Here is a 15,433-nt window from a genome sequence, read left to right as displayed (position 1 = left end):
CTCCGCGTCCGGCTGATGTTGGGCCAGGAAACGAAAAAACCCCTCGTGGGTACGAGAGGTTTGCGCGCGGGTCTGAGAGACGACGGTGTCCGCCCGTACATGGTGGTACGAGACGGTCACTGCGGACCGGCGCGCCTGCTGCCAATAATCATGGCGAACGAGAGCACGGTGGCAGCCTGCCACAGCCCGCACACACCGCGCTGCCCTGTCTCACGATGCGGGCGACGCGTGGGACGCGCCGCCCGCCGTGGGCCCCGACTGACGTCAGTGGTCAGCGCAGGTGGCGTACGAAGGTGTCGTAGCCGTCATTGGTGTCGCCGCCCAGGAGCGACGCGTCGCCGGAGAGGAAGGCGATCCGGCGCCCGTCTGCCGAGATGCCGCCGGGGGCGACCTGCGCCGAGGCCGCGCCGCCCGTGGTGTCGGGCGTGACGAGGGTGGTGCTGCCCTTCTTGAGGTCGCGCAGGTAGACGGGCCACTCCTTGCCGTACTCGGAGCCCGCCTCGGCGAGCTCCGACGTGAACGTCAGCCTTCGGCCGTCGGCGCTGATAGCGGGCGCGCGGGTATCGGCCTCGCCGGGGCCGCCCTGGGTGCCGTGGACGCGCTGGTTCCCGCCGGAGGCGATGTCGTGCACGAAGACGTTCCAGGCGGCGTCGTCGTCGTTCGGGACCAGGTGCGTGTCGCGGGACTCGAAGACCACCGTGCGGCCGTTGCCGCTGATGGACGGGGCGAGGGACTCCTTCTCCGTCTCCGATCCGTCGTGGGAACGGTCGATCTCCGTCAGCTCACCCGTCGTGCGATCGCGCAGCAGCACGTCGCTCCAGTCGTCGCCGCGCGGGCCGTTGAAGTAGTTGTACGCGTAGACGACGCGGCTGCCGTCGTCGCTGACGGTCGCCCCGTGCGCGGTGCGCCCGTCCCTGGCCGGGTCTGCCTCGCTGATCCGCTCGGTCGTGCCGGTCTTGCGGTCGCGCAGGAAGACGACGCCGCCGGGGCTGCCCGCGCGCCGGCCGACGTCGAAGACGGCGTACCGCGCGTTCGGGGTCAGCGAGACGGAGCCCGCGCCGCCGGCGCCGTCCGGCAGCTCGACGTCGAGCCGCTCGGCCTTCTTGGTCCTGCGGTCGTAGAGCCGGACGTCGGATTGCGAGTAGGAGCCCGCGGGGCTGGTGATCATCGCGACGTACCGTCCGTCGGCGCTCAGCGAGGGCCCCCTGACGTCACGCCCTTCGAGGGCGATCCGCTCGGTCCTTCCGGTGCGCAGATCGCGTACGAAGACGTCGTTCAGGCCGTTGGTGTCGCCCGCGACCAGATCGGTGGCCTCGGAGTCGAAGGCCGCGAACCGGCCGTCGCGGCTGATGGTCGCCGCCGCCGACCGCGCGTCGGCGGCCTTCCCGTCGGCCGTGACGCTGACGCCCTCGGTGCGGGGCGCGGCGTCGGGTGCCGCGGACGCGGCCGGCAGGGTGCCGGCCGTGACCGCGGCGACGAGTGCGGCGGCGGCCAGGGCCGCGCGGCGCTTGGTGCTGTGCATGGTGAAGTCCCCCGTGTTTCCTTGGTGTTCGGTGCGGATGCTGCACGCGATGCGTACGCAATGTCTGTGATGCGCGAGATGCGCTTACGGTTGCGCTTCTCCCGGAACTGTCCGCAGGAAGACGTCGGACACGCCGTTGGTGTCCCCCGGCACCAGGTCGGCCGACGCCGACGCGAAGGCCACGACCGTGCCGTCCTCGTTGACCGACGGGTTCTGTGCCGCGAGGTCGTTGCGCCCGCCGTCGAGGTCGACGCTGATCAACTGCGTCTTCCCGGTGGCCAGTTCGAGCAGGTGGACGGAGGGCACGGAGCCCTTGCCGCGCTTCTTCGCCGAGGTGTAGGCGACATGGGTGCCGGTCTTGGAGAGCGACGCCTGCGCGGTGTACCCCTTCTTCTTCGGGGCCTTCACCAGGGTCGTGGTGCCCGCGTCGAGGTCGCGCACGAAGACGTTCGTGTCGCGGTTCCCGTCGCCGGACGCGAGGTCGGACGCGCGCGAGTCGAAGGCGACGCGGCGCCCGTCCGAGCTGATGGAGGGGGCCGTGGACGCGCCGTCGGCCTCGCCGCCGTCCCGCGCCACGGACACCTTCTCGCGGGCGCCGGTGGTCATGTTCCGGACGTGGATCTCGCCGCCCTGTTCGTACGAGACGTACTCCCCGTTGTAGCTCACCGACGGCTTCCCCGCCGGCTCGTCCGATGCCTCGCTGACCAGGTCGGTGGTGCCGCCGCTGAACTTGAAGCGGTAGACGCGCGGTTGGGGCGCCGGGTCCTCCTCGGTGGCGGGGAGGGTGGCCGTGTAGGTGATCCACTGGCAGCTGGGGTCGACGTGGGGCTGCTCCATCGAGGTGAAGCGGACCCCTTGGTAACCGGTGAGGCCGGTGATCTTCCAGACCGGGCGGTTGCGGATGTAGACGGTCGGCCGGTGGTCGGGCTTCGGCGGGCTCGCGAGGTCCGTGGACTCGGAGACGAAGCCGACCATCCGCCCGCTGGGGCAGGGCGAGCCGTCGTACGACGGGCCGTTGGCGCCGGAGCTGACGTACGAGTATCCGCCGCGGTCCTTGACGGACACCCCCGGCAGGCCGTCGGCGCCCCCCTCGGACGTGAAGGCGACCACGCGGTCTTCGCCCATCGCCGGGTCGTACGACGGGGCGGCGAGCTGTCCGCCGGTGGTGTTCACGCTGATCCGCTCGGTGGGCGGCGGCACCGGGTCCGGCTCCGCGTGGGCAGGGAGCGCTCCCACTGTGCCGAGCAGGGCGGCCAGGCACAGGCCGGTGGCCGCTCTCTTGCTGCTGTCCATGATGTGCTTCCCCCGGTTCGGTCAGTGGGTGTGGCGTACGAAGACGTCGGAGTCGCCGTTCGTGTCGCCCGGCACGATGTCCGGGTCCTCCGAGGAGTAGACGATGCCGCGCCCCTTGCCGGCGATCGCCCCCGGCGATGCCCCGCCCTGGCCGATCGTCGTCTCGTGGCCGCTGGGCAGGTGGCGAAGGCGGATGTCCGACCTCCCGTCGCCGTGGACCCCGTACACGAACCGACGGCCGTCCGGGCTGAGCGCCTGCGCCCTGCCCTGCGCGAAGTGCTGGACCTTCCCGGTGCGCAGGTCCCGTACGTAGGCGCCGTTCGCGCCGTTCATCGCCACCGTGCGGCCGTTGCCGCTGACCTGCACCAGCGTGGACGGGGTGCCGTCGTCGATCCGGGTGAGGCCGCCGGTGGTGCGGTCGCGGAGCCAGATCTGGGTGGTGCCCTTGTCCTCGTAGGCGACGTAGCGGCCGTCGGCGCTGATGGAGGGGTCCACCATGTCGCGGGCCGAGTCCGGCGGTCCGTCGCTGACGACCTCTCGGGTGCCGGTCTCGCGGTCGTAGACCTCGACCCGCTGGGGGTCCCCGGGATGCTGCGGCTGGAGGTCGTAGGCGATGTAGCGACCGTCCGCGCTGATGTCGGGGGACGACGCGCTGTACTTGAATCCCCTGCCGTCGATCTGCTTGATCTGCCCCGTGCTCAGGTCGGTGAGGAAGACGTTGATGCCGTGGCTGCCCCAGCCGGTGTGCGCCGCGTACCGCCCGTCGTCGCTGATGGAGGGGGCGCCCATGGAGTTCTTGATCCGGGTGACGTCGCCGGTCTTCAGGTCGCGTACGTGCCCGTAGTCGTACGGCCCCTGATAGGGGTCGGGCGTCAGGCTCTCCGCGTCGCTCCAGAACGCGACGTACCGGCCGTCGCCCGTGATGGACGCGGTCCTCGACGGGCCGTCCCCCTCGGTCCCGTCCGCCGCGACGCTCACGCGCTCCACCTTCGGCGCCCGCGGCTCGTGCGGCGCGGCCTGCGCCGCGGCCGGTAACACGGTGGTGCCGAGCGCCGCGGCCAGCAAGGCGCTCAAGGACACACGTCTAGCAGTGGACATGGCTTCCCCCAAAACCTGTCGTCACCCCCGGCCCGACACCGAAGGCCCACCCGGATACAAGCGCACCGCCAAGAGACGCACAATCCGCAGGAACGCGTACAACCTAGACGCGGCCGTCGGGGTCCTGCCCGCCAAAGGCGAGTGCTCCGTCCAGGAACTCCCGTACGTGAGCGAGGATTTGGTCACGTCCCGTGCCGCGCAGGCCGATCGCCACGTGGATGGAGAACCCGTCGAGCAGCGCCCGCAGCCGCGCCGCGAACCGGTCGGGGTCCAGGGCGCCGAACTCGCCGCGCGAGACGCCTTCGGCGAGCAGCGCCACCAGGTCGCGGTGCCAGGCGCTCTCGATGGCGACCTGCCGGTCGCGCTCGTCCTCGTCGGCGTTCAGGGAGCGGTTCCAGACCTCGAGCCAGAGCGTCCAGTGGGGGTCGCCGGGGCCGTCGGGGACGTACAGGTCGACGTACGCGTCGAGCCGCTCGCGGGCCGTGCCCCGCCGCGCCAGCAGCCGGCCGCGCTCGGCGCCGAGGGCTGACTCGCTCCACTCCAGGGTGCGCAGGAGCAGCTCGTCCTTGGTGCGGAAGTAGTAGAGGAGGTGGCCGCTGCTCATGCCGACCTCGCGGCCGAGCGCGGCCATGGTCAGCTTCTCCAGGCCGCGCTCGGCGATCATCTCCATGGCAGCGGCAAGCACGTCCTCGCGCGGTGGTGCGTTCTTCCGGCGGGCGGCCTGGGCCACGGGGACTCCTGCGGTGACTCGTCTGACGCTAGATCTTGGGGATCTTCGGCTGCTGCTGGGTGATGCAGTGGATGCCACCACCCCCGGCAAAGATCGTACGGGCGTCCACGAGCGTCACGGTCCGCTCCGGGAAGAGCCGGCGGAAGATGCCCGCCGCGATCTCGTCGCGCGGGTCGTCGAAGGCGCACAGGACGACGCCGCCGTTGCAGAGGTAGTGGTTGATGTAGGAGTAGTCGACCCAGCCCTCGTCGTCGGTGAGGACGGTCGGCGCGGGCACCTCGACGATCTGCAGGGTGCGGCCACGGGCGTCGGTCTGCCCCTGGAGGACCCCGATGATCTCCTTGCTGATCTCGAAGTCCGGGTGGGCGGGGTCCTGCTGCGAGTGGACGAGGACGACACCGGGGGCGGCGAACGCGGCGACGATGTCGACGTGCCCCCGGGTGCCGAACTGTCCATAGTCACCGGCCAGGCCGCGCGGCAGCCAGATCGCCTTGCGCGTGCCGATGCGGGCGTGGATCGCCTCCTCGGCCTGCTCGCGGGTCAGGCCCGGATTGCGCCCCGGGTCGAGCTGGACCGTGTCGGTCAGCAGGACCGTGCCCTCGCCGTCGACGTGGATGCCGCCGCCTTCGTTCACGAGGGGCGAGGAGTGGACGGGCACCTCGGCCAGGTCGGCGACGTGCCGGGCGATCTTCGCGTCGTGCTCCCAGCGGGCCCAGTCCTGGCCGCCCCAGCCGTTGAACGTCCAGTCCACGGCGGCGAGTTGCTGGCCATCGCGTACGAAGGTGGGGCCGATGTCACGCATCCACGCGTCGTCCAGATCGCGCTCGACCAGCTCGATGTCGGGGCCCAGGAGCGCGCGGGCCGACTCGCTCTGGCCGGTCCCGACGACCATCGTGACGGGTTCGAAGCGGCGTACGGCACGGGCGACACCGGCCCAGGCGGCCCGCGCCTCGGCGAGCTCGCGCTCGTTCGTGAACGTCGGGTTGGGGCCCGGCCAGGCCATCCAGGTGCGCTCGTGCGGGGCCCACTCGGCGGGCATGTGGAAGGTCATGGTGATCCCTACGGCAAGGACTATGGGAAGGACTGCGGGACGGGCTACAGGAAGTAGAGGCGGTTGAGCGAGACGGAGTCGGCCGGCTCGGAGCGGACGGGGTCGCCGTCGAGCGTGACCAGGCCGGAGCGCTGGTCGACGTCGATGGAGCCGGTGCGGGAGTTGAGCCGCAGGTCGGCGGGGCCGATGCCACGGGTGCCCCGCACGGCGACCCGGCGCCGCCGGGTCGGCATCCGGTCGTTGCCCTGGTCGACGGCGGCCTGCGCGACGAAGGCCACCGAGATGTCGGCGGGCGTCGCGCCGTACGCCCCGAACTGTGGGCCCAGGACGAGCGGCTCGCAGGTGTCGGTCGCGGCGTTCGGGTCGCCCACCACTCCGTAGGCGGGGAAGCCGGACTTGAGCACCAACTGCGGTTTGGCGCCGAAGTATTCGGGCTTCCAGAGCACGATGTCGGCCATCTTGCCGACCTCGATGGAGCCGACCTCGTGGGCCAGGCCGTGGGCGATGGCGGGGTTGATGGTCAGCTTGGCCATGTAGCGCAGGACGCGCGCGTTGTCGTCGTCCGCGCCGTCCCCGTCCATCGGGCCCAGCTCGGCCTTCATCTTCCCGGCCATCGCGAAGGTCCTGCGTACGGTCTCCCCCGCGCGCCCCATGCCCTGCGCGTCGGACGAGGTGATGCCGATGGCACCCAGGTCGTGCAGCACGTCCTCGGCGCCCATGGTCCCGGCGCGGATGCGGTCGCGGGCCATGGCGGCGTCACCGGGCAGATCGGTCTTCAGGTCGTGGACCGAGACGATCATCCCGTAGTGCTCGGCGACGGCGTCCCGGCCGAACGGCAGCGTCGGATTGGTGGAGGAGCCGATCACGTTCGGCACGCCCGCCATCTTCAGGACGTTCGGCACGTGCCCGCCACCGCATCCCTCGATGTGGAAGGCGTGGATGGTCCGCCCTTCCAGCACCTTCAGCGTGTCCTCGACGGACAGACACTCGTTCAACCCGTCGCTGTGCAGGGCGACTTGGACGTCGTGCTCCTCGGCCACCCGCAACGCGGTGTCGAGTGCGCGCGTATGCGCGCCCATGTCCTCGTGCACCTTGAAGCCCGACGCCCCGCCCTCGGCGAGCGCTTCGATGAGCGGTGCGTCGTGCGAGGACGAACCGCGCCCCAGGAAGCCGATGTTGACGGGCCAGGCGTCGAAGGCGTTGAACGCGTGCTTCAGCGCCCAGGGCGAGTTGACCCCGACGCCCCACACGGGCCCGAACTCCTGGCCGATGATCGTGGTGACGCCGGAGGCCAGCGAGGCCTCCATGATGCGCGGCGAGAGCAGATGGACGTGGGTGTCCACGGATCCGGCGGTGGCGATGAGCCCCTCGCCCGACACGATGGACGTGCCGGTGCCGACCACGACGTCGACCCCGTCCAGGGTGTCGGGGTTACCGGCCCGCCCTATGGCGTGGATGCGGCCTTCCCTGATCCCGATGGACACCTTGCGGATGCCCTGCACGGCGTCGATGACCAGCACATTGCTGATCACGACGTCACAGGTCTCCCGCACGGCGGCGGCCTTCAGGTGCAGCCCGTCGCGGGCCGTCTTGCCGAACCCGGCGAGGAACTCCTCGCCGTACCGCTGCGAATCCGACTCCACCCGGACGGTCAGCCCGGAGTCGCCGAGCCTGACGCGGTCGCCCGCGCGGGGCCCATGGGTGGCGGCGTACGCGTACGGATCGATGCTCATCGGTCGGCTCCTCCGTCTACTGCTCGGTCGGCTCCCAGATGTCGGTCGGCTCCCAGATAGCCGCACGCCACGGCCCTGCGCAGGGCCTCTTCCTTGGCGCCGGGCGCATCCAGCGCGCCGTCCACCAGGCCGGCGAAGCCGATCGCGACGCGCTCGCCGCCGATCGGCACGAGCCCGACCTCGACGCTCTCGCCGGGGCCGAAGCGGACGGAGGACCCGGCGGGGACCGCGAGCCGCATGCCGTACGCGGCCGAGCGGTCGAAGTCGAGCCGGGGGTTGGCCTCGAAGAGGTGGAAGTGCGAGGTGACGGAGACGGGCACCGTGGCGGTGTTGTGCACGGTGAGCGTCACGACGGGCGCGAGCTCCGCGTGCTCCGGGCCGGGCAGCAGCGCCCCCGGCGCCTCGCTGCCCATCCCCGCCCCGATCGGCCGGGAGACGACGGCGAGCCGGGACCCGTCGTCGAAGACGGCCTCCACATGCACCTCGGTCACCACGTCCGCGACGCCCGGCAGGACGTCGTCGGGCCCGAGGACCGAGCGCGCCCGCTCGATCGCCTCGGCGAGCCGGACGCCGTCGCGGGCCGCCTCGCACACCGTGTCCGCGATCAGCGCGGTCGCCTCGGGGACGTTGAGTCTGAGGCCGCGCGCCTTGCGGGCCCTGGCCAGCTCGGCCGCCCCGAAGAGCAGCAGCCGGTCGCGTTCCGTGGGGGTAAGCCGCACGCCACCACACCTCCATCGTTTGAACACCACTCTAACCACGACATCGGCATGACGAAAACATTGACGTGCGAGCAGGACTCAGGTCACATTGAGCGGCACTCAAACAGTCGAACGGCGGCCTGTGTGCGCAGGCCGCCACGATCGAGCGTCAGGGGCACCCTCATGCCGATAGAACAGCGCGGAGTCGACACCATCCCGGACGGGGAACGCACCAGCGGCCCCCGCGACCTCATCTCGATCCTGCTCGGCTCCAACCTCTGCCTCGGGGTGATCGTCTTCGGCTGGCTGCCGGTGTCGTTCGGCCTCGGGTGGTGGGCGTCCGTCACGTCCGTGGTGGCGGGCACGGTCCTGGGCACGGCCCTCACGGCACCCCTCGCCCTGGTCTCCCTCCGCACGGGCACGAACCTCTCCACCTCCTCCGGGGCGCAGTTCGGCGTGCGGGGCCGCCTGATCGGCTCGATCGTCGGCCTCCTGCTGTCGCTCGGCTACACCGCGCTGACCATCTGGATCGGCGGCGACGTGATGGTGGGCGTCCTGCACCGCCTGACGGGGCTCCCGTCGAGCGGCCTCTCGTACGGGATCGTGTACGCGCTGCTCGCCGCCGCCACGGTGACGGGCGCGGTGTACGGCTACCGGGTCCTGCTGCGCCTGTCGCGCGTGCTCGCGGTGGGCATGACGGCGCTGCTGATCCTCGGGACGGTGGCGTACGCCCCCGACTTCACCACGTCGGCCCTGCCCGACGCAGGCGGCTACCTCCTCGGCTCCTTCTGGCCGACGTGGCTGCTCGCCCTGGTGGCGGCGGGCCTGAGCGGCCCGATCGCGTTCATCACGCTCCTGGGCGACTACACGCGCTACGTCTCCCCCACGCGCCACAGCTCGCGCACGGTACTGCACGCGTCATGGGTCGGCCTCCTGGCCGGACTTCTGCTGCCCCAACTCTTCGGTACGTTCACGGCGTACGCGGCGGGGGCGGCGCTCGACTACGCGGGCCCGCTGGTCTCCGCCTCCCCCACCTGGTACTTGGTCCCGCTGCTCCTGGCCGCCTCGGCGGGCTCGGTGGGCAACGCGGGCCTGATGCTGTACTCGATGGGCCTGGACCTGGACGCGATCCTGCCGCGCGCGTCGCGGGCGCGGGCGACGTACACGGTGGCGGTGGTGGCCACGGGGTGCGTGTTCGTGGGCCACTTCGCGTGGGAGGCGCAGGACGCGATGACGTCCTTCGTGCTCCTGCTCACGGCGATCGGCACACCGTGGGCGGTGATCACCCTGATCGGCTTCGCGCGCTGCGGGGGCGTCTACGACGCGGAGGCGCTCCAGGTCTTCAACCGCCGTTCCAGGGGCGGGATCTACTGGTACCGCGGGGGCTGGAACATCCCGGCGGCGGTGAGCTGGGCGCTCGGCGCGGCGGTGGGCCTGGCCGCGGTCTCGCTCCCCTCCTACGAAGGGCCGCTGCTCTCCCTGACAGGAGGGGTGGACTGCAGCTTCCTGCTGTCGGGCCTGGTGGGCGGCCTGACGTACGTGATCATGGACCGCGGACAGGCGCCCGCCCCCGCGGAGAGCGCGTCACCGGTCAGCGCGCAGGTGCCGTGATCAGCTCGTGCAGGTACCGCTTGACGATGACGCCACCGCAGGAACGGTCGATCAACTCCCGTACGCACCGCAACAGCCCGTCGCGCGTGTGCTGTCGCACCCCAGACGCAGCGACCCGCCCCGGACACCGCAAAGGCCGGTCCCGGAAGGTCTACTTCCGGGCCCGGCCTCCGTCCGCGTACTCGGATAAGCCCTCAGCCGAGGTCATGCATCCAGCCGTGCCGGTCCTTCGCCGTGCCCCGCTGGACATCGAGCAGCGCCTCGCGCAGCTTCATCGTCACCGGGCCCGGCTCGCCGCCGCTCTGCGTCCACTCGCCCGAGCGGCACTTCACCGTACCCACGGGAGTGATCACCGCCGCCGTGCCGCAGGCGAAGACCTCCGTCAGCGTGCCCTCGGACGTGTCCGCCTGCCACTGGTCGATCGAGACCCGCGACTCCTCCGACTCGTAGCCGAGGTCGCGGGCGACCGTCAGGAGCGAGTCCCGGGTGATGCCGGCCAGCAACGAGCCCGTCAGCGTCGGCGTGACGATCTTGTCCCCGTACACGAAGTACAGGTTCATGCCGCCGAGCTCCTCGACCCACTTGTGCTCCACCGCGTCCAGGTACGCGACCTGGTCGCAGCCCATCGCCGCCGCCTCGGCCTGGGCCAGCAGGGACGCCGCGTAGTTGCCGCCGGTCTTGGCGTCGCCCACACCGCCCGGCACCGCCCGCACGCGGTCCTCCGACAGCCAGATCGAGACGGGCTTGACGCCACCGGGGAAGTACGCGCCCGCGGGCGACGCGATGACGATGAAGAGGTACTCGTTGGCCGGCTTCACGCCGAGGCCGACCTCGGTCGCGATCATGAACGGGCGCAGGTACAGCGACTCCTCGCCACCGTGCGCCGGCACCCACGCCTTGTCCTGCTTCACCAGCGCGTCGCACGCCTCGATGAACGTCTCGACCGGCAGCTCCGGCATCGCGAGCCGCCGCGCGGACCGCTGGAAGCGCTCCGCGTTGGCCTCGGGGCGGAAGGAGGCCACCGTGCCGTCGGGCTGGCGGTAGGCCTTCAGGCCCTCGAAGATCTCCTGCGCGTAGTGCAGGACGTTGGTCGCCGGGTCGAGGGAGAGGGGGCCGTACGGCACGAGCTGACCGTCGTGCCAGCCGCGCCCCTCCGTCCACTTGATCGTCACCATGTGATCGGTGAAGTGGCGACCGAACCCGGGGTTGGCCAGGATCGCCTCGCGCTCCGCCCGGGACAGCGGGCTCGAGGTGGGCTTGAGCTCGATCGTGGGTGTCGGCGTCGTCGTCATGAGTACTAGTCCTTCACGGTGTGATGGTGACGGACCGCGCTCACGCCTGTACGTCTCGTACTAGGACGTCCGAGTAACCCTGCATTCCGCGGCCCCACGTTCGATTATCGCTCGCGTGGCGCCGAGGAAGAAACAGCGTGAATGCGGCCCAGGGGTCGATGGTGGCACCCGGAGCCGCATACGAGAAGCCGCCGGGTGGTCAATCCGACCCGGCGGCTTCTGTGTGAAAACGGTGAGCTACCGGGTCAGCCCGCTACTCGTACGGCGAGCGCGTCGCCGATCTGCTCGGTGGTGCGGACGGTGTCACCGCGCTCCGCGAGGTCGGCGGAGACGGCGGTCTCGATGCGCGCCGCCTCGTCCTCGTGGCCGAGGTGGCGCAGGAGCAGCGCGACGGACAGGACGGTGGCCGACGGGTCGGCCTTGCCCTGGCCCGCGATGTCCGGCGCCGAGCCGTGCACGGGCTCGAACATCGAGGGGAACTCGCGGCTCGGGTTGATGTTGCCCGAGGCCGCGACGCCGATGCCGCCGGAGACGGCCGCGGCAAGGTCGGTGATGATGTCGCCGAAGAGGTTGTCGGTGACGATCACGTCGAAGCGGCCGGGGTCGGTGACGAGGTAGATCGTCGCGGCGTCGACGTGGATGTAGTCGGTGGTGACGTCGGGGAACTCCTTCGCCACCTCGTTGAAGACGTTCGTCCAGAGGTGACCGGCGTACGCCAGGACGTTGTTCTTGTGGACCAGCGTCAGCTTCTTGCGCGGGCGGGCCTGGGCGCGGGCGAACGCGTCACGGACCACGCGCTCCACACCGAAGGCGGTGTTGACGGAGACCTCGGTGGCGACCTCGTGCGGGGTACCGGTGCGGATCGAGCCGCCGTTGCCCGTGTAGGGGCCCTCGGTTCCTTCGCGTACGACGATGAAGTCGATCTCGGGCTCGCCCTTGAGCGGGGTCGAGACACCCGGGAGCAGCTTCGAGGGCCGCAGGTTGACGTGGTGGTCGAAGAGGAAGCGGAGCTTCAGCAGGAAACCGCGCTCCAGGACGCCGGACGGGACCGAGGGGTCGCCGATCGCGCCGAGGAGGATCGCGTCGTACTGCTTGAGGGCGTCGACGTCGGCGTCGGTGAGGGTCTCACCGGTCGCGTGGTAGCGCTTGGCTCCGAAGTCGAACTCCTTGGTCTCCAGCTTCACATCCTGCGGGAGGACGGCATTGAGGACCTTGAGCCCCTGGGCCACGACTTCCTGGCCGATTCCATCACCGGGGATCACTGCGAGATTGATGCTGCGAGACATGACGGCAGCCTACGCTCCGTCCCACGGGATGACACACGGAGTCCGGCATGCGGACACCCCTGGTCACGCAACCGGTGCGCCATCACATGGCCACCCCCTCTTCACCCTCAGGCCTGGCGCGAGTTGGGGACCACTGGGAAGTTCTCCTCCCATGGACACTCCCGACGTCGGCATACCGGAGCAGCTCGCGGCCAGGATGAGCATGCCGGAGCAGCACGAGTACCTGCGCGGTAAGTTCTCCCGCCGCAGGGTCCTGGCCAGTTCGTTCGCCGCCGCGGGGACGGTCGGCGGCATCGGCCTGCTCGCCGGCAGCTCGGGCAGCGCCCACGGCGAGGACGCGTCGCCGTCGAGCCCGCTCGCCTCGCCGTCCGCGCCCGTCGGGCCGGTCAAGGTCGACGGCAAGCTGGTGGCGCCCTTCGCCCGGCATCTCGCCTTCGGGGCCGACCCGAAGACGCAGATGCGGGTGTCATGGCAGGTTCCGTTCGCGGTCAAGTCCCCCTATCTGCGGGTGGGGCCGAAGCCCTGGGAGCTGAGCCGGAAGATCGAGGCGGAGGTACGCGACCTGCACACCCCGTCCCTGTCGAAGAAGCTGCCCGCGGTCGAGCAGTACTACCTGCACGCGGCCTTGGACGGTCTGCGGCCCGGCACGACGTACTACTACGGCGTCGGCCACGAGGGCTTCGACCCGGCGTCGCCCGAGCGGATGGCGACGATCGGCTCCTTCCGCACGGCGCCCGCGACACCGGAGAGGTTCGTCTTCACGGCCTTCGGCGACCAGGGCGTGAGCTACGACGCGCTCGCCAACGACCAGTTGATCCTGGGCCAGAACCCGTCCTTCCACCTGCACGCGGGCGACATCTGCTACGCGGACACCACCGGGCACGGCAAGGAGTCCGACACGTACGACGCACGCGTGTGGGACACGTTCCTCGCACAGACCGAGTCCGTGGCGAAGTCCGTCCCGTGGATGGTGACGACCGGCAACCACGACATGGAGGCGTGGTACTCACCGAACGGCTACGGCGGCCAGTCCGCGCGCTGGTCGCTGCCGGAGAACGGCTTCGACCCGAAGAACGCCCCGGGGGTCTACTCCTTCACGTACGGCAACGTCGGCGTCGTCGCGCTCGACGCGAACGACGTCTCGTACGAGATCCCCGCCAACAAGGGCTACACGGACGGCAAGCAGACCGCCTGGCTGGACAAGCGCCTGGGCGAGCTGCGGGCGGACGGGACCGTCGACTTCGTGGTGGTCTTCTTCCACCACTGCATGTACTCGACGTCGACGCACGCCTCGGACGGCGGGGTGCGCGACGCGTGGCTGGCGCTCTTCGCCAAGCACCAGGTGGACCTGGTCGTCAACGGCCACAACCACGTCTACGAACGCACCGACGCGATCAAGGGCGGCGAGGTCGGCAAGCCCGTGCCGGTCGGCGCGTCGACCGATCCGACGCGCGACGGCATCGTGTACGTCACCGCGGGCGGCGCGGGCAAGGACCTCTACGGCTTTCCGGCCGGGGTGAAGGACAGCTTCGAGGGGAACGTCGAGGACCGGGAGTCGGTCCGGACGTTCCACTGGACGAAGTCGCGCCATCCCGCGCCGGACACCGTGGAGTGGTCACGGGTGCGGTACACCGGCTTCTCGTTCCTCGCGGTGGAGGTGACGGCCGGTGCGCACCCGAAGCTGACGGTCTCCGCGCTCGCCGAGAGCGGAGAGCGCGTGGACCACTTCGAGGTGGTGCGCGGCAAGTAGGGACTCAGTGCCCCGTCTCGCCGCCGTTGTCCCTGCGGTCGAGGGCGCGCTGCAGGGCCGCTGCGGCGTTCTTGCGCTCGGAATCGGACTTGCGGGAGGTGTGGCGGACTCGGCGTGCGGTCGTCTCGGCCATGAGAGATCCATTCCTTGAGGGAAGGGGTGATTTCGAGACGCCGGAGGGGCGGGGAGCACAGGAGCGGCAGGGGTTGCCTGCGTGGGGCTCCGGCTCACGACCGCCATTCGCTTGGTCGAGCGAGACGTTCGGCTCCTACAAAGCTAAGCGAGGACGGAGCGTCTGTCTCCACAATTACTCGGACTTCCTACTATCTGAGACGGGCCTCACTCCCGGCCCCTCCTTTGGCGGCCCTGAGCTCGCGGATCAGGGCGCGGACGGCGACAGTGGTGGCCAGCTCAGGCGTGGTGACGTAGCCCACCGAACGTGACGGGCGCTCCGGACCGAGATCGGTGATCTCGATTCCGTCCGGTGCTCCGTTCAGCGAGAGCGCGGGCATGATCGCCATGCCGAGACCCCTGCTCACCATCGAGAGCACCGCTCCGTCGTCCTCGGTCAGCACGGTCGCCCTCGGGATCCAGTCCTGCCCGGCCCACCAGGCCCGGGTGTAGGACCCGCAGTTCTCGTGCCAGTCCACCAGCGGCAGGGAGCGCGGGTCGGGGTGGCCCGCCGGGTGCACCAGCGAGTAGGGCTCCTCGATCAGTACGTCGCCGATGAGCCCCGCGGGCACCGGCGAGGTCGACCCGATCGTCGCGATGCCCACGTCCGCACGCCCCTCGGCGACCTCGCCCGCCGTGCCCGCCCCCAGCTCACGGACCACGCGCACCTCCGGCTCGATGCCGGGATGGCGGGCGGTGAGGCGCTCCAGGACGGGCGGCAGCAGATACAGGGCCACGCTGCGGAAGGCGGCGATGCGCAGCGGCCCCGCGACCGTGCCCCGCTCGGCGCCGCGGGCCTCGGCGGCCAGGGCGTCCAGGAGCCGCAGGACGCGCCGGGCGTGGGCAGCGGCGGCGGCCCCGGCCGCGGTCGGCGTCGCGCCCTTGCGGCCCCGCTCGAAGAGCACCGCCCCGACCTTGCGTTCCGTCCCGCGGATGGAGTGCGAGACCGCGGACTGCGTGAGCCCGAGGACCTTGGCCGCCGCCGAGAACCCGCGCTCGGCGTCGACGGCGACGAGGATGCGGAGTTCGTGGGGCGCGAGGTCGGTGGCGGCGGACGCGGAGGCGGCGAACGCGGTGGCGGCGGACGGAGAGGTGGCGGACGCGGTGGTGGCTGCGGCCTTCGCGGCTGTGTCCATCGTGGGTCCCACCTGCTTCTATGAGGGCTCTTCATGGGTCGGGGCGTTCCATGAGCGCAACC

General features: G+C 70.9%; 13 protein-coding genes. 2 read left to right on the top strand and 11 right to left on the bottom strand.

The genetic code is table 11. The features are described 5' to 3' along the window. Positions 1-271: 271 nt before the first annotated feature. The 7 genes from ACZ6ZP_RS31260 to ureA form a co-directional block, all read right to left on the bottom strand. Complete coding sequence (locus tag ACZ6ZP_RS31260; protein WP_469409226.1) at positions 272-1,522, bottom strand: TolB family protein; 1,251 nt, start codon at positions 1,520-1,522, stop codon at positions 272-274. A gap of 84 nt (positions 1,523-1,606) precedes the next feature. Next, positions 1,607-2,815: a TolB family protein gene (locus tag ACZ6ZP_RS31255; RefSeq protein WP_469409222.1), complete on the bottom strand. Its 1,209-nt coding sequence runs from the start codon at positions 2,813-2,815 to the stop codon at positions 1,607-1,609. 21 nt (positions 2,816-2,836) lie between these two features. Next, positions 2,837-3,895 (bottom strand): TolB family protein, encoded by a 1,059-nt coding sequence (locus ACZ6ZP_RS31250; protein WP_469409350.1) that lies wholly within the window; start codon positions 3,893-3,895, stop codon positions 2,837-2,839. Between the two features lie 121 nt (positions 3,896-4,016). Beyond that, complete coding sequence (locus ACZ6ZP_RS31245) at positions 4,017-4,583, bottom strand: TetR/AcrR family transcriptional regulator (protein WP_469409348.1); 567 nt, start codon at positions 4,581-4,583, stop codon at positions 4,017-4,019. A gap of 88 nt (positions 4,584-4,671) precedes the next feature. Beyond that, on the bottom strand, positions 4,672-5,694 hold the full coding sequence (locus tag ACZ6ZP_RS31240) for an agmatine deiminase family protein (RefSeq protein ID WP_361465409.1): 1,023 nt from the start codon (positions 5,692-5,694) through the stop codon (positions 4,672-4,674). Between the two features lie 44 nt (positions 5,695-5,738). Further along, positions 5,739-7,427 carry an urease subunit alpha gene (locus ACZ6ZP_RS31235; protein ID WP_366461480.1) on the bottom strand — a complete coding sequence of 563 codons (1,689 nt, stop codon included), beginning with the start codon at positions 7,425-7,427 and terminating at the stop codon, positions 5,739-5,741. Further along, positions 7,424-8,146, bottom strand: a complete 723-nt coding sequence (ureA, locus tag ACZ6ZP_RS31230) for an urease subunit gamma (RefSeq protein WP_469409219.1) — start codon at positions 8,144-8,146, stop codon at positions 7,424-7,426. The genes ACZ6ZP_RS31235 and ureA overlap by 4 nt, the downstream gene beginning before the upstream one ends. Before the next feature lie 162 nt (positions 8,147-8,308). Here ureA and ACZ6ZP_RS31225 point away from each other — a divergent pair, with 162 nt between their 5' ends. Beyond that, complete coding sequence (locus ACZ6ZP_RS31225) at positions 8,309-9,736, top strand: cytosine permease (RefSeq protein WP_399979658.1); 1,428 nt, start codon at positions 8,309-8,311, stop codon at positions 9,734-9,736. A 194-nt stretch (positions 9,737-9,930) separates the two neighbouring features. Here ACZ6ZP_RS31225 and ACZ6ZP_RS31220 read toward each other — a convergent pair whose 3' ends face one another. Both ACZ6ZP_RS31220 and ACZ6ZP_RS31215 read right to left on the bottom strand, forming a co-directional pair. Then, the gene (locus tag ACZ6ZP_RS31220; protein WP_351165259.1) at positions 9,931-11,028 is read right to left on the bottom strand and encodes a branched-chain amino acid aminotransferase; all 1,098 of its coding nucleotides are present in this window, start codon (positions 11,026-11,028) and stop codon (positions 9,931-9,933) included. 245 nt (positions 11,029-11,273) lie between these two features. Next, a complete protein-coding gene (locus tag ACZ6ZP_RS31215) occupies positions 11,274-12,314 on the bottom strand; it encodes a 3-isopropylmalate dehydrogenase (RefSeq protein ID WP_399979654.1) in 1,041 nt (346 codons plus the stop codon). A 151-nt stretch (positions 12,315-12,465) separates the two neighbouring features. Here ACZ6ZP_RS31215 and ACZ6ZP_RS31210 point away from each other — a divergent pair, with 151 nt between their 5' ends. After that, a complete protein-coding gene (locus ACZ6ZP_RS31210; RefSeq protein ID WP_366461485.1) occupies positions 12,466-14,064 on the top strand; it encodes a purple acid phosphatase family protein in 1,599 nt (532 codons plus the stop codon). Positions 14,065-14,068: 4 nt separating this feature from the next. Here the strand turns inward: ACZ6ZP_RS31210 and ACZ6ZP_RS31205 are convergent, their stop codons facing one another. Together ACZ6ZP_RS31205 and ACZ6ZP_RS31200 are read right to left on the bottom strand one after the other, a co-directional pair. After that, complete coding sequence (locus tag ACZ6ZP_RS31205; protein ID WP_351165253.1) at positions 14,069-14,197, bottom strand: hypothetical protein; 129 nt, start codon at positions 14,195-14,197, stop codon at positions 14,069-14,071. 190 nt (positions 14,198-14,387) lie between these two features. Next, positions 14,388-15,371: a LysR family transcriptional regulator gene (locus ACZ6ZP_RS31200; protein WP_469409214.1), complete on the bottom strand. Its 984-nt coding sequence runs from the start codon at positions 15,369-15,371 to the stop codon at positions 14,388-14,390. Positions 15,372-15,433: the final 62 nt, after the last annotated feature.

The organism is Streptomyces sp. NPDC054047, from assembly GCF_055585065.1.
This window is presented reverse-complemented; position numbering and strand designations above follow the sequence as displayed.